The organism is Alloyangia pacifica (assembly GCF_020524285.1).
In the GTDB taxonomy this organism is placed as follows: Bacteria; Pseudomonadota; Alphaproteobacteria; order Rhodobacterales; family Rhodobacteraceae; genus Salipiger; species Salipiger pacificus_B.
Window position 1 is genome coordinate 1 of record NZ_JAIVKX010000022.1, and the last position, 14,054, is coordinate 14,054.

Consider the following 14,054-nt stretch of genomic DNA (forward strand, 5'->3'; position numbering starts at 1 on the left):
ACGCCCCTCGCGCAGCGGCTGATGCCGGTGCTCGAGCGCAAGGCGGGCCGGGTGCTGGTCAACGGCTTCCCGACCGGCGTCGAGGTCTGCGACGCGATGGTGCACGGCGGACCTTACCCCGCTTCCACCAACTTCGGCGCCACCTCGGTCGGCACGCTGTCGATCCGCCGCTTCCTGCGCCCGGTCAGCTACCAGAACCTGCCCGACGCGCTGCTGCCCGGCGATCTGGTGCCCACGTCCGCAGAGGCAGGCGCATGAGCGCCCCGGACACGGCCAGCCTCTCGGCGCAGCTCGAACGCCAGATCGCCACGCAGGCCAGTGCGCAGACCGCCTGGCTCGCGCGCCTCGCCAGCTTCGACAGCACGCGCGGCAACGAGGGCCCCTGCCAGGCCTGGCTCGCGGCGGAATTCGCCGCGCGCGGCTGGGAGGTCGACAGCTTTGCCATCTCCGAGGTCGAGATCGCCGGCAAGCCGGGCGCCTCGCCCGTGGTCGACGCCGATTACGACAAGGCGATCCAGGTCGTCGCGACGACCGGCAGCCCGCAGGGCGGCGGCCGCAGCCTGATCCTCCAGGGCCATATCGACGTGGTGCCGACCGGCGCCCCCGAGCTCTGGGAGCGCGACCCCTTCACCCCGGTGGTGAAGGACGGCAGGATGTACGGCCGCGGCGTCAACGACATGAAGGTCGGTGTCGCCGCCATGGTCCACGCGCTCGACGCGCTGGCGGCGCTCGGATACGCGCCCGACGCGCCGGTCTACGTCGAGACCGTCAGCGAGGAGGAATGCACCGGCAACGGCGCACTCGCCACGCTGGAGCGGGGTTACCGCGCCGACGCCGCCTTCATTCCCGAGAGCCTCGATCACCAGCTTCTGCGCGCCGAGCTGGGCTCGGTCTGGGTCCGCGCCCGGATCCTCGGCAAGCCGGGGCATGTCATGGCCTTCGATCCGGCGGCCAACGCCAATCTCGCGGCCTATGAATACGTGCAGGACCTCGTCGCGCTGACCGCCGAGATCAACCGCGAGGCGCAGGATCACCCGTGGTTCGGGCACATCACCGATCCGGTGAAGTTCAGCCTCGGCAAGATCCGCGGCGGCGACTGGCTCGGCTCGGTGCCCTCCTGGTGCGAGATCGAGTGCCGCCTGTCGGTGCTGCCGGGGCATCCGCTGCCCGAGGTCCGGGCACGGGTCGCCGCGTGTCTGCAGGCCACCGCGGACCGCCTCGGAACCGCCCACCCCGAGATCAGCTGGATCGGCTTCCAGGCCGACGGCCACGTCTTCGAGCAGGGCAGCGCGGCCGAGGCGGTGCTTGCCCGCAGCCACGAGGAGGTCATGGGCACCGCGCTCGAAAGCTTCAGCCAGACCGCCACCTCGGACACCCGCCAGTACGATCTCTACTACGGCATTCCGACGCTGTGCTACGGCGGCCACGGCGCGGGCAGCCATTCTCCCGGCGAGTATACCGACCTCGAGAGCATGGCCCGGACGACCCGGATCATCGCGCTGTTCATCGCCGAATGGTGCGGGTTGCGGCCCTTGCGCGAATGAGCGCCTGACCTCGGACCGCCTTGCCCGCGACGGATCGGGCGGTCCGGGTGTCAGCGGCGGCGTCCGGCACTTCTGCCGGGCGCCGCCGCCCTTGGTCAGGCCTCGTCGAGCAGCTCGACGATGGCCTCGACTTCGACCGAGATTCCGCCCGGAAGCGCCGCCGCCCCGATCGAGGTGCGCGCGTGCACGCCGTCCTCGCCGAAGGCCTCGATGAAGACATCCGAGCAGCCGTCGATCACCTGCGGGATCTCGGCAAAGCCCGGCGCCGCCAACACGTAGCCGTTGAGCTTCACCACATGCGAGACGCGGTTCAGATCTCCGATCTCGGCCTGCAGGTTGGCCAGCAGCGCAAGCCCGATGCGGCGCGCGCGGGCGCGGGCCTCGGCCAGGTCGATGTCGGTGCCGACCTGCCCGGTCATCGGAACGCCGGCCTCGTCGAGCGGCGCCAGCCCCGACAGGTAGACCGCATTGCCCATGCGCCGCGCGCCGCGGAACAGCCCCACCGGCGCCGGCGCCGCGGGCAGCGCGGCGATCAACTCCGCGGGAACCGGCGCGCGGCGCGTTGTCAGACCGGCGCTCATTGCAGGTCCGACACGGCGGTGGCGACGGCCAGCTCGGACTGCAGCGAGGTCAGCTGCGCCGAGCCGCCGGGGGGCGGCCAGATGCCTTCGCTGCTTGCCTGCTTGCGCGCCTTCACCCGGTCCTCGAGGTTCCGGTAGGGCCAGATGTGGATCATCTTGGTCGGCGCCCCCTCGATGCTGCCCATGATGGTGAGCAGCGGCGACATCTCCTCGCGGCGCGGGATCACCTTGGCCCAGGCTTCCTCGGTCTCGGGCAGGCCGCCCGGCGCGACGGTGTAGGTGCGGAACTCGTAGAACGGGCCATAGCTGCCGTGCACGATCGGGCGCGCGAAGGACAGCGGCTTGCAGGCCACCCGCGAGACCCCGCCGAGGTGCTCGCCGATGCCGTAGGGATCGGCGCGTTCCATCACCCGTGCGCGCTCCGCCTGCAGCGCCTCGGTATTCTCGTAGGCCGCGAGGAAGTGGAAGCGGTTGAGCTGGCCGAACTCGATCGAGAAGCAGCCGAGCATCGTGCCGGTGCTGCTGAAGCTCCCGTAGACGTCGCCAAGGGCAGGCATCACGGCGCCCAGCCGGTTCGGTAGCAGCTCGAGGGTTGTCAGGTCGTAAATCATGGGCAGTGGTTCCCGAGTCGTAGTGTGTACAAATGGTATGCCACCGGAAGACCAATAAAGAGCCACGCATGCAAGCGGTGCCGGGCAAGAACCGTGCGGCGAGCGCGGCAAACATAAAAAATGCCCGGTGTTTCAGCACCGGGCATTCGTCTCGTTCGGCAGATCGGGCGGCCGGGACCGCCTGATTTCAGCGGGTCACGCCGGTCAGCCGGTTGATGATCGCGATCTTCACCGTGGCGATGTGATCGGCCATGGCCTTCTGCGCCGCCTCGGGCGGCCCCTCGACCACCGCGTCGAAGAGCTGGCTGTTCTCTTTGTGGTCGAAGCGCGAGTCGTGCGGGCTGCGATAGGCGTTGAGCACATGCGTCCGGCGGCGCAAATCGCGGATCATCTGCGCCAGAAGCTCGTTGCCCGCGGCATCCGCGATGGTGCCATGCATCAGGTCGTCGACCCGCCAGATGTCCGCCAGGGTCGGCTCGCCCTGCTCGGCCAGCGCCGCCATCTCGGCGCGGACCTCGGCAACGCGCTCCTTCGGCAAACGCCCGGCCGCGAGTCGCGCGGCCTCGGCCTCCAGCACCTGACGGACATTGAGAATTTCCATCAAGGCCTCGGTGCTGAACGGGCTGACGGTGACGCCGCGGTTGGCCTGCTTGTAGACCAGGCGCTCCGCCTCGAGCCGGCCGAGCGCCTCGCGGACCGGGGTGCGCGAGGCATTGAGCCGCGCCGCCAGCCGCCGCTCGACGATGACATCGCCCGGACGCAGCTCGCCGCTGATGAGGATCTCGACGAGCTGATCGTAGATCTGGTCGGTGAGGTTCGCTTTGGCCTCCGCCTCTTCCGAGTCCGGTCGCTGTGTGATGGCAGTGGTCATGCAGGGTCTCCTTGGCCTGATATCTTTGGCCTGCCCCCTCTCTACCCCGCAAGCCGCCGTCACGGAAGCCCATTGCGCGCCGAAGGTAGACCACCTGTGTTCCCATTGCCGACAACTCTGCCACTTTTCCGCGCGCTCTTCCGGGCCCGGCAAAAAAATTTTCGCCACCACGAGACAGGAAGGTTGCAACGACGCGTGATTGCTGAATGCTAGTGGTATACCAATGGCGTACAACTGCGACGCCAGCAGCCCGGAAGAAAGGACCACCATGACCCGCTGGAGAGCGACCTGCATCCAGATGCCGAGCGAAAGGGCCTGCCAGGCACCCGACCTCGCCTCGGCCCGCGCGGTGATCGAGCGCAACCGCGACCGGCTCGTCCGCCTGATCGAAGAGGCCTGCGCCTCGGAGCAGAAACCCGACCTCGTGGTCTCCCCCGAGTTCGCCATAATGGGCCCGCCGCTCGGCATGCCGGTGCGCGAGTGGATCGCCCGCGGCTGCATCACCCTGCCCGGCGCCGAGACCGCGCCGCTGCAGGCGCTGGCCCGGCGCGAGGGCATCTACATCTGCGGCAACGCCTTCGAGGCGCCGCCCGAGTTCCCGGGCCGCTACTTCAACACCTCCTACATCATCGGCCCCGACGGCGAGTTCATCCTGCGCTACCGCCGGGTGAACACCGCGGCCTTCCCCTCGGTGCACGACTTCCGCAGCGATTATCTGAAGGTCACGCCCGAGGATCAGGTCTTCCCGGTCGTCGACACGCCGCTCGGCCGGCTCTGCGTCATCGCCTGCGGCGAGATCAACGTGCCCGAGGTGGCGCGGGTGATGATGATGCAGGGCGCCGAGATCATCCTGCACCCGACCAACTCCCGCGCCTCCGCCGCGCAGGAAGCCGCCAAGCTCTGCCGGGTGTCCGAGAACATGGTGGCGCTGGTCTCGGCCAATGTCGCCGGACCCATCGGCTTCTCGCCGGACGGCACCTTCACCGGCGGGCGCTCGCATATCCTCGATCACCAGGGCAATACCCTCGCCTGGCGCGAGAGCGACGACGAGAGCACCGCGGTCAGCGCCCTGATCGACCTCGAGCAGCTGCGCAGCGACCGCCGCGCCGACACCGGCCTGTCGAACCCGCACCTGCGCGCCCGTTACGAGATGTACGTTCCCTTCTACCAGAAGGCCCGCTTCTACCCCGCCGATTTCTTCCTCGATGCGCCGATGGCCGAGGTCTCCGAGACCGCCGCGGCCATCGCCCGCGCCCGCGAGAACCTCGAGCGCGCGGGCGTGCTCACCCCCCTTGCCGCCGGAGCCAAGGAACCGGCCTCAACCGTCGAACACTAGGAGACGACAATGATCACCGCAGAAGAAAACATCGACCTGTGCGCCGTGGGCCGCGGAACCCTGATGGGGGAGTTCTTCCGTCAGTTCTGGATCCCGGTCTGCCTGTCGTCGGAACTTGTGTCCGACGGCGACCCGGTGCGCCTGATGATCCTCGGAGAGAAGCTGATCGGCTTCCGCGACACCGAGGGCCGGGTCGGCGTCATGGACCACCGCTGCCCGCACCGCTGCGCCTCGCTGTTCTTCGGGCGCAACGAGCACGGCGGCATCCGCTGCGCCTACCACGGCTGGAAGTTCGACGTGAACGGCAAGTGCCTCGACCAGCCCAACCTCGAGGACAAGTCGAAGTACCCCGCCGGCACCCCGGCCTATGCCTACAAGACCCATGAGAGCGGCGGCCTCGTCTTCGCCTACTTCGGCGAGCGCCAGGACGCCCCCCCGCCCCTGCCCGAGATCGAGGCGATCATGGGCGAAGGCGACGACCGCAACATCGCGCTCACCCACCGCGACTGCAACTACATGCAGGCGCTCGAGGGCGACATCGACACCTCGCACCTGGGCTTCCTGCACATGGGCGGCATCGACGGCGACAACCTCGACATGTCCGACCCCGAGACCTACACGGTCACCGAGAAGGCGCCGAAGATCAACGTTTCGGTCATGCCCTTCGGCACCATGTACTCGGCGCAGCGCGACGCGATGGACGGCCACGAGCACCAGCGCTACGCCTCCTACCTCTTCCCGTTCTGGGTGACCTACCCGGGCGGCGGCGAGCTCGGCAACGCCAAGACCGCGAACGCCTGGGTGCCGATCGACGACGACAGTTGCATGATCTTCAACATCGACCTCTCCCGCGCGTCGGGCGGCGGCCACAAGAAGCTGAAGTACAAGGACGGCAGCCCGGTCGTCGGCCTGGCACGCCCGCTGGAGTACCTGCCCACCACCACCGACTGGAAGGGCCGCTGGCGCCCGGTGAAGGATGCCAGCAACGACTACGGCATCGACCGTGAATGGCAGCGCTCGGGCGACAGCTACACCGGCATCGTCGGCGTGCCGCTGCAGGACCAGGCGATCCAGGAGAGCATGGGCCACGTGGTCGACCGCACCATGGAACACCTCGCCGCCTCGGACCGCATGGTCATCCTCACCCGCCGGGTGATGCTCGACGCCGCGCTCGCCTGGCGCGACAACAAGGAGCTGCCGGACTTCGTCGATCACCCCGAGTACGCCCGCCAGGCCCATGGCGGCGACATCGTGGTGCCCAAGGGCACCGACTGGCTCGAAGGCTACGAGGAGCACATGGCCAAGATGAAAGGCTACGTCCCGCCCAAGGACGCGGCGGAATGACGGCGCATTTCAGCGCAAAGGACGAGGCCGCGCCACAGGGCGTGGCCTCCACCGCCCCGCTCTCGCTGCGGGTCGAGGCGATCCGGTTCGAGGCCAGCAGCATCCGCTCGATCGAGCTCCGCGATCCCTCGGGCCGCCCCTTGCCGCCGGTGGAACCGGGCATGCACCTTGACCTCGCGCTGCCCGGCGACCTGATGCGCAGCTACTCGCTGACCAACGGCCCCGAGATGACCGACGCCTGGGTGATCGGCGTCAACCGCGACCCGGCCAGCACCGGCGGCTCGGCCTATCTCTGCGAGGAGCTGCGGGTCGGCGATCTGCTCGAGGTCTCCCTGCCCCGCAACACCTTTCCGCTCACCCCGGCTCCGGCAATCTTCTTCGCGGGCGGCATCGGCGTCACCCCGATCCTGTCGATGGTCCGCCACCTCGCCGCGCAGGGCATCGACTGGCAGCTTGTCTACGCCGCGCGCGGCCGCGCCGAGGCCGCCTTCCTGCCCGCGCTCGCCGCGCTCGACCCCGAGGGCCGCCGCATCCACCTGCATTTCGACGATGCCGAAGGCGCGGTGCTCGACCTCGCGGCCCGTGTCGCCGAGGCCCCCGCGGCGGCGCATCTCTACTGCTGCGGCCCCGCCCCCATGCTCGACGCCTTCGAGGCCGCCACCGCCGGGCGCCCGCCCGAGCAGGTCCACCTGGAGCGCTTCCACGGCGGCGAGGTCGCAGGCGCCGAGACCGGCTTCACCGTTGTGCTGAAACGCTCGGGCCGCGAATTCACCGTGCCGCCCGGCGCGACGATCATCGAGACCCTGCAGGAGGCCGGCGTCCGCGTCTCCTATTCCTGCCGCTCCGGCGTCTGCGGCACCTGCGAGACGCGGGTGATCGAGGGCACCCCCGACCACCGCGACAACCTGTTGTCGGAGCGCGAGCGCGACAGCGGCAAGGTGATGATGATCTGCTGTTCGCTGGCCAAGAGCGACCGGCTGGTGCTCGACCTCTGAGCTTTGTTCCCCGAGGAGACCCCGACCGGCGCCTGGCTGGCGCAAGCCCCCGCGGCGCGATCCGCGGGGGCCTTTTTCACGTTGCGCAGCTGTGATCAGTAAACGTCCATGGAGGCCGGCCCGTCGCCCGCCTCGGCAAGCTGGTGCTGTTCGGCCTCCTGCTCGATCCGGCGTCTGAGCGTGCGCGCCTCGCGCCAGGCGGTCACCAGTTCCTGGCGCACGCCCTGCCCGTCGACGTGATCGGCGCTCAGCACGAGCGCCGACCAGTAGTTCTCGTATTGCCGGAGCGCATGCAGAAGGCTCGCGACCTCGCGCGTATCGAAGCTGGTTTCCAATTTCCGGACCTGCGACATCTGAACCCCCGATTCTCGTATTCCCCCACGCCCTTTGGAGCGCGCATAAAAAGCTTGGAGCATCAGGCGGGTCAGTCTACCTATAGGAAGTAATAGGTTGCCGCGATCGACGGGGCCGCCGCCATCACAGGACCGGCGAAATTACCCGTCACGCAAGGTATTCGAGGCAAAGCGAAATAAACCTTAAGGTGAATTGAAGAGGCCTCGCGCAATTCAAAAAATGCTCTTTTGGTGTTTGGTGTGATATATGAATCCCACTCTCTCCCATCATGATATTTACGACGCGGCGTTGGACCAATCGCTCTTCGAGGCACTTCCGGGCAAATTGGCGCGCGAGATGGATGTGCCCTCGGCGATGTTCTTCTGGCTGCACCCAGGCGACATCCAGGAAATCACCGCCGGGACCCAGCCAGAGGCGCATTCGGACTACGACGACTTTCTCGACGACGATCCCTGGATGGCCCAGGTCACCGAGGACAAGATCGGCAAGGGCGCCTTCCGCCTGACCCGCTACGTGAGCCCCGACGACTTCCAGAAAAGCGCGATGTACAACGACTACATCGTCAAGAACCGGCTCGACCGTTTCTGGTGCGCCGGGATGCTGCAGAAAACCCGCGACGGCGTGGTCGCCACCGCCTTTCACAAGGGCAGGACCGCAGGTGATTTCAGCGATACGGAAATGCGCTACGTCAATCGCCACGCCTCCGATCTGGGGCGCCTGCACGCGATCCGGCGCGAATTGCTCCGCACCGGCATCCGCGAGATCGCCGCCCCGGACCGCAGCCTGCGCGACGAGGTGCCGACCTTCGAGCTCGACCACGAAGGCAGGCTGATCCGCATCAACGGGCTGGCAGAGACCCTGCTGTCGCTGCACCCGCGGCTGATCGTGAAATACGACCGGACCCTCGCCATTGCCGGGCCGGGCGCGCAGCAGCTTCAACGGCAGGTCGCCGCGGCCACCGACCGGCAGGCCAGCGCGGCCGGCGCCGTCGATCTGCCGGGGCTGCGGGCGGTGGACGGGCGTCTGCTGCCGGCGCTGAAGCTGAACCTCCTGCCGCGCCACGAAGGCGGACGGCGGGTGCTGGTGATCGTCACCACCGAAGAGCCGTCGGGACTGCGGGACTGCATCGCCTCGCCCGAAGACAGCGTGACGCTGACCCCGCGCGAGCGCGACGTGCTGGACGGGCTGGCGCAGGGCTACCGGCGCGACCAGCTCGCCCACGCTCTGGGGCTGGCGCTGCCCACGGTGGATTTGCACGGCGCCTCGCTGCGGCGCAAGCTCGGCGCCCGCACCATCCCCGAGGCCATCGCGATCGCCTTCCGGCTCGGGCTGCTCTGAGCCGGGCTCCACGCCCCCCTGCCCCACAAGAAGAACCGCCCCCGCCTGCGCGGCGGGGACGGTGTCCGGTCGTGTGTTCTGGGGTGCCCCTCAGCCCTTGCCCGAAAGCTCCACGCTCTCGCGCCAGGGGATCGCCACCCGCTCGAGCCAGGTCAGCAGCCCGAAGAAGCTCATGCCCATCAGCGAGATCAGGATGATCGAGGCGAACTGCCGCGCGATGTCGAAGTTGGCCCCGGCGATGAGGATCAGGTAGCCCAGCCCCTTGTCGGCGCCGATGAACTCGGCGACGATCGCCCCGATCACCGACAGCGCCGTGGCCAGCTTGAGCCCGCCGAAGATGAAGGGCAGTGCCTTGGGCAGGCGGAACTTCCAGAAGATCTGCCAGCCGTTCGCCCCCATCGAGCGTGCGAGGTACAGCATCTCGGGCGTGGTCGCGCGCAGCCCCATCACCGTGTTGATCACGATCGGGAAGAAGCTCAGCATGATGACAATGACGATCTTCGGAGTCACCCCGTAGCCGAACCAGGTCAGCAGCAGCGGCGCGATGGCGACCTTGGGGATGGTCTGGCTCATCACGATGATCGGGAAGACCGCCCGCGCCATGAACTGCGAGTAGACCACCGAGACCGCCAGCGGCACGGCGATGCAGACCGCGCAGGCGAACCCGAAGAGGATCTCGCCCAGCGTCACCAGCGCGTTCGGCCAGAGCCGGTGCCAGTAGCTGACGATCTCGGCGAAGATCACCGAGGGCGCGGGCAGGATGTACTGCGGGATTTCGCGCAAGCGCACCATCACCTCCCAGAAGAGCAGCAGCGCGATCAGCGTCCAGACCGCCGGCGGAATGCGCTCGCCGAGGGTCTTCAGCGGGTTGCGGCGGGCGATGTAGGTGGTGTCGGGAACCGAGGCCATGGGATCATTCCTCCTTGAAGACGCCGAGGGACTTGAAGATCTCGGTCAGCTCGTGGACGTAGCCGATGAACTTCGGATCCTCGCGCAGGGCGAGGCGGCGGGGACGCGGCAGGTCGATGTCCATCACCCGCTCGATGCGCCCGGGGCGCGGCGTCATCACCACCACCCGGTCCGACAGGAAGATCGCCTCCGAGATCGAGTGGGTTATGAAGAACACCGTCATGTCGCGCGCCGCGCAGAGCTTCAGCAGGTCGATCTGCAGCTGGTCGCGGGTCATCGCGTCGAGCGCGCCGAAGGGCTCGTCCATCAGCAGCAGCGGCGGCTGGTGCAGCAGCGAGCGGCAGATCGACACCCTCTGGCGCATGCCGCCCGACAGCTCGCGCGGGTAGGCATCCTCGAAGTCCTGCAGCGAGACCATGCGCAGCAGCTCGCGGGCACGGGTGCGCGCCTCGCCCATGTCGCTCTTGCGGATCTCGGCCTGCAGCAGCACGTTGTCGAGCGCCGAGCGCCACTCCAGCAGCACGTCCTGCTGGAAGACGATCCCGAGGTCCGAGTTCGGCCCGGCGATGCTTGCGCCGTCGATGGTGATTTCGCCGGCGCTGCGGCCCAGCAGACCCGAGAGCAGCATCAGCAGCGTCGACTTCCCGCAGCCCGAAGGACCCACGACCGAGACGAACTCGCCGCGACGGATGTCGAGATCGACGGTGCGCAGCGCCTCGACCTCGCCCTTTCGCCCGGAGAAGACCTTGGTCACCCCCGAGATGCTGACATGGGGGGCTTCCAGGGCCCCGTGGCTTGGCATGACGTTCATTCTCTGCGGCCGGGAACCCGGCCCCCCTGTTGTTGTCGGTTGCGCGGCCCCGTGCGGGCGGGGCCGGATGGTGTCTGTCTCAGACCGCGCGGATCGCGCCGCCGTCGATGCGGATCGTGCTGCCGGTCACGTAGGCGGCGGGCCCGCTGGCGAGGAAGGCGGCAACCGCGCCGAACTCCGCGGGGCTGCCGTAGCGCCCGGCGGGGATGCTGGCGGCCGAGGCGCGCGCGACCTCCTCGACGGTCTTTCCGCTCTTCGCGGCATTGGCGGCGTCCAGCTCGGCGGTGCGCGCGGTGGCGATGCGCCCCGGCGCGAGCACGTTGACGGTGACGCCGTCGGCGGCGACCTCCCCGGCGAGCGACTTCATGAAGCCGACCAGCGAGGCGCGCAGCGTGTTCGACATCGGCAGATGCGGGATCGGCTGGATCACCCCCGAGGAGGTGACGGTGAGCACCCGGCCCCAGCCGCGGTCGCGCATTCCCGGCACCAGCGCCAGCGTCAGCCGCACCACCGGATCGATCATCTTGCCGTACTGCGCGGCCATCACGTCGGGGTCGATGGCGCTCGGCTGCCCCGGGGGCGGCCCGCCGGTATTGGCGACGAGGATGTCCACCCGGCCTGTCTGCCGCACGGCCGCCTGCAGCATCGCCTCGACCGCGCCCGGAGCGCCGAATTCCGCCACGACCGTGTCGCAGCGCGCGCGCTGCGCCTCGGGCAGCGCCGCCACCGCCGCCTGCAGCTTCTCCGCCGAGCGGGCGGCGAGGGTGACGCTGGCCCCCTCGGCCAGCAGGCTCTGCGCGATGGCCAGCCCCAGCCCCGAGCTCGCGCCGGTGACAAGGGCGTGCCTGCCCGAGAGTTCGAAATCCATAGCTGTGTCTTTCCGCCGGCATTCGCCGGCACGTCAGGCCGGTGTCCCGGCAGTCAAGGACGCGGGGGCCGCTCGGGCCCCCGCCCGATCGGCTTACTGGGTCAGCACCGGCAGGTAGGCATCGGAGTAGATGTCATTCGGCGTCAGGCCCGGCTCCATGCCGGAGTATTTCTCCAGCAGGGAAATGGTCAGCTCCACGTCCTCCGGCGCGACCCAGCCATAGGGCTGCCCCTCGGAGGCGGCGGTGTGCTCGTATTTCTGCATCACCTCGATCTCCAGGAGGATCGCATCGGGATCGGCGTCCGGGCGGTATTCCATGAAGATGTCCCGCGCGGCCTCGGGGTCAGCGGCGACATCGGCCTTGCCCTTCTGCAGCGCCGCGAGGAAGCCTTTCACCGCATCGCCGTTCTCGGCCAGCCAGTCCTTCTTCACGATCACCGACGAGCCGATCAGGTTCACGCCGTAATCGGCAAAGAGCAGCGGCTCCTCGATCGGGTGCATGGCGGAAACCTTGTCGCCATCGGGATTGGCCCAGCCATTGATGAAGTCGACATCGCCCTTGAGCAGCGCCACGCGGTCGCCGCCGCCGTTGATGATGATCACCTCGATCTTGTCGAAATCGACGCCATTGGCCTCGGCGAAGGCGCGGATCATGCCGTCCTCAAGGTTGCCTGCGTCGGTGCCCATGCGCTTGCCCTCGATGTCCTTGGGCTCCGCGATGCCCGAGCCCTCGAGCGAGATGATCGAGGTCGGATCCTTCTGCAGCAGCCCGGCGACCGAGATGATGTCGCTGGCGCCCGCGGCCTGCTGGGCCTGCGCCAGCGCGCCCATGCCGGCGATGCCGATGTCGAAGTCGCCGCTGCCGATCGCCTGGATCGTGCCGGTGGAGCCATTGCCGTCGACGATCTCCACGTCGAGGCCGGCGTCGGCGAAATAGCCCTTCTCGGCGGCCATGAAGATCGGCGCGTCCACGCCCCCGGCGATCCAGGCGAGCCGCAGGCGGACGTCCTGCAGATCCTGTGCCGCGGCAAGCCCCGGCAGCGCGAGGCTGGCAAAGGCACCGACAGCGAGCGCCCTGAAGTCTATGCGGAATTGCTTTGTCATGGTGGTTCCCTGCTGGTTTTTGGGTGCCGCGACGTGCTGGCACATTTGCGGTATACCAACGGAATGCCTTAAACCGATTCAGATCCAGAAAATTTGTGCCACCGGCCGGGAATTCGCGAAAAACCGAAGATCGCTGCCCGAAAAGGCGGCGCTTGCCCCGGCAGGCGCCGAAAATGAAGAAGCCGCCCCGAAGGGCGGCTTCCATCCAGACAGCGCATCTCGCTGCAGCGGCATCACTCCCCGCGCAGCACGCCGGAGCGCGCGAGCTGCGCAATGGCTTGCTCCTGGACCGGCGCGAAATCCTCGTTCTGCGCCACCGGCGTCTGCGCCAGCGCGTTGGCCGGGTAGAAGTCGGCGGTGGAATAGTAGCTGCGGTACATGTCGAAGCGGCTGCGCAGCAGGCTGTTGCCCATACCCCGGTCGTGCCGCGCCGCCTGCAGCGCCTCGATGTCGATCATCGCCGAGCATTCGATGCTCTCCTCGGCGCTGTCCTCATAGGCGATGCGGTTGCCGCGGAAGTCGACGATCATCGAATGCCCGCCGGTCGCCGTGTCCGAGAAGCCCGCCACCCCGGCGATATTGCTCGAGACGAGATAGGTCATGTTCTCGAAGGCGCGGCACTGCTTGGCCATGTCGGCGATCGGCGTCAGCGGCTCGTTGTTCGGGTGCAGGATCACCTCGGCGCCGCGCAGCATGAACACGCGGGTGATCTCGGGCACGTTCACCTCGCCGCAGGGGTAGATCGCCAGACGGCCGAGCTCGGTGTCGGCCACCGGGAAGATGCCCTCCTCGCCATAGGCCGCGCGGTACTCGTCGAGGATGTCATGCGGCGAGGTCCAGCTGCCGGTGTTGATGCGGCGGTAGCGCAGGATCACCTCGCCCTTCGGATCGAGCAGGAAGGACGAGTTGAAATAGCGGTCGGGCCATTTCGGATCGACCTCGAAATGGTTGCCCGCGATGTAGATGCCGAACTCGCGGCAGAGGTCCGCCAGGGTCTCGGTGATCGCCCCGGGGATGGTGGTGCAGGCGCGCTCGATCCAGTCCGCCACGGCGGTGGCACGCTGCGGCCCGGTGAAGACGAACTCGGGAAGCACCACCAGCTTCGGCGGCGTCGGCCCCTCGCAGGCGGCGCGGATCTTGCTCAGCGCATTGGCGATATTGCCGTTGATGATCTCCCATGCCGCCTCTTTCGAAGGTGCATTGCTGGCGATGCGGCTCTCCATCTGGATGCAGGTCGCGCGCCAAGGTGCGATGGCCATCTGGGGTCTCCCTTTCAGGTCTGGCGTGATTGGTACGCAGGTGGCATACCAACGGGACACAAATTTGGTCAATTGCACAGGACGCCCTGCGACATATGTTTCTAGCCGCTTCACAGCCTGTGCCCAATA

Annotated in this window: 14 protein-coding genes and 1 pseudogene; 6 read left to right on the plus strand and 9 right to left on the minus strand. The window is 68.1% G+C overall.

Annotated features, from left to right (window positions below; translation table 11 throughout):
• Together LC039_RS24110 and LC039_RS24115 are read left to right on the plus strand one after the other, a co-directional pair.
• A pseudogene (locus LC039_RS24110) lies at window positions 1–258 on the plus strand (aldehyde dehydrogenase (NADP(+))); the annotation flags it as partial.
• Window positions 255–1,544 (plus strand): ArgE/DapE family deacylase, encoded by a 1,290-nt coding sequence (locus LC039_RS24115; RefSeq protein WP_226628970.1) that lies wholly within the window; start codon window positions 255–257, stop codon window positions 1,542–1,544. The pseudogene LC039_RS24110 and the gene LC039_RS24115, both read left to right, overlap by 4 nt.
• 95 nt (window positions 1,545–1,639) lie before the next feature.
• Here LC039_RS24115 and LC039_RS24120 read toward each other — a convergent pair whose 3' ends face one another.
• The 3 genes from LC039_RS24120 to LC039_RS24130 all read right to left on the minus strand — a co-directional run bounded on the left by LC039_RS24120 (window position 1,640) and on the right by LC039_RS24130 (window position 3,607).
• Window positions 1,640–2,125 (minus strand): RidA family protein, encoded by a 486-nt coding sequence (locus LC039_RS24120; RefSeq protein ID WP_226628971.1) that lies wholly within the window; start codon window positions 2,123–2,125, stop codon window positions 1,640–1,642.
• Window positions 2,122–2,736, minus strand: coding sequence for an NIPSNAP family protein (locus LC039_RS24125; protein WP_226628973.1), 615 nt, complete (start codon window positions 2,734–2,736; stop codon window positions 2,122–2,124). The genes LC039_RS24120 and LC039_RS24125 overlap by 4 nt, the downstream gene beginning before the upstream one ends.
• Before the next feature lie 187 nt (window positions 2,737–2,923).
• Window positions 2,924–3,607: a GntR family transcriptional regulator gene (locus LC039_RS24130; RefSeq protein ID WP_226628975.1), complete on the minus strand. Its 684-nt coding sequence runs from the start codon at window positions 3,605–3,607 to the stop codon at window positions 2,924–2,926.
• Between the two features lie 268 nt (window positions 3,608–3,875).
• Between LC039_RS24130 and LC039_RS24135 the strand changes: the two genes are divergently transcribed.
• The 3 genes from LC039_RS24135 to LC039_RS24145 are packed head-to-tail and all read left to right on the plus strand — an operon-like array spanning window position 3,876 to window position 7,282.
• Entirely contained in the window at window positions 3,876–4,943 is a 1,068-nt protein-coding gene (locus LC039_RS24135; RefSeq protein WP_226628976.1) for a nitrilase-related carbon-nitrogen hydrolase, read from the plus strand.
• A 9-nt stretch (window positions 4,944–4,952) separates the two neighbouring features.
• Window positions 4,953–6,287, plus strand: a complete 1,335-nt coding sequence (locus LC039_RS24140; protein ID WP_226628978.1) for a Rieske 2Fe-2S domain-containing protein — start codon at window positions 4,953–4,955, stop codon at window positions 6,285–6,287.
• Window positions 6,284–7,282 carry a PDR/VanB family oxidoreductase gene (locus LC039_RS24145; RefSeq protein WP_226628980.1) on the plus strand — a complete coding sequence of 333 codons (999 nt, stop codon included), beginning with the start codon at window positions 6,284–6,286 and terminating at the stop codon, window positions 7,280–7,282. Before LC039_RS24140 ends, LC039_RS24145 begins: the two co-directional genes overlap by 4 nt.
• A 95-nt stretch (window positions 7,283–7,377) precedes the next feature.
• On the opposite strand, the gene LC039_RS24150 is transcribed toward LC039_RS24145, so the two are convergent.
• Window positions 7,378–7,635, minus strand: coding sequence for a hypothetical protein (locus LC039_RS24150; protein WP_226628981.1), 258 nt, complete (start codon window positions 7,633–7,635; stop codon window positions 7,378–7,380).
• A gap of 247 nt (window positions 7,636–7,882) precedes the next feature.
• Here LC039_RS24150 and LC039_RS24155 point away from each other — a divergent pair, with 247 nt between their 5' ends.
• Complete coding sequence (locus tag LC039_RS24155; RefSeq protein ID WP_226628982.1) at window positions 7,883–8,974, plus strand: LuxR C-terminal-related transcriptional regulator; 1,092 nt, start codon at window positions 7,883–7,885, stop codon at window positions 8,972–8,974.
• 90 nt (window positions 8,975–9,064) lie between these two features.
• On the opposite strand, the gene LC039_RS24160 is transcribed toward LC039_RS24155, so the two are convergent.
• From LC039_RS24160 to LC039_RS24180, 5 genes are all read right to left on the minus strand, one after another.
• Window positions 9,065–9,883: an ABC transporter permease gene (locus tag LC039_RS24160; RefSeq protein WP_226628984.1), complete on the minus strand. Its 819-nt coding sequence runs from the start codon at window positions 9,881–9,883 to the stop codon at window positions 9,065–9,067.
• A gap of 4 nt (window positions 9,884–9,887) precedes the next feature.
• Window positions 9,888–10,694 carry an ABC transporter ATP-binding protein gene (locus LC039_RS24165; protein WP_226628985.1) on the minus strand — a complete coding sequence of 269 codons (807 nt, stop codon included), beginning with the start codon at window positions 10,692–10,694 and terminating at the stop codon, window positions 9,888–9,890.
• Window positions 10,695–10,773: 79 nt separating this feature from the next.
• Window positions 10,774–11,562, minus strand: coding sequence for an SDR family oxidoreductase (locus tag LC039_RS24170; RefSeq protein WP_226628987.1), 789 nt, complete (start codon window positions 11,560–11,562; stop codon window positions 10,774–10,776).
• Between the two features lie 93 nt (window positions 11,563–11,655).
• On the minus strand, window positions 11,656–12,666 hold the full coding sequence (locus LC039_RS24175; RefSeq protein WP_226628988.1) for an ABC transporter substrate-binding protein: 1,011 nt from the start codon (window positions 12,664–12,666) through the stop codon (window positions 11,656–11,658).
• A 233-nt stretch (window positions 12,667–12,899) separates the two neighbouring features.
• Entirely contained in the window at window positions 12,900–13,925 is a 1,026-nt protein-coding gene (locus tag LC039_RS24180) for a nitrilase-related carbon-nitrogen hydrolase (RefSeq protein ID WP_226628991.1), read from the minus strand.
• Window positions 13,926–14,054 lie beyond the last annotated feature (129 nt).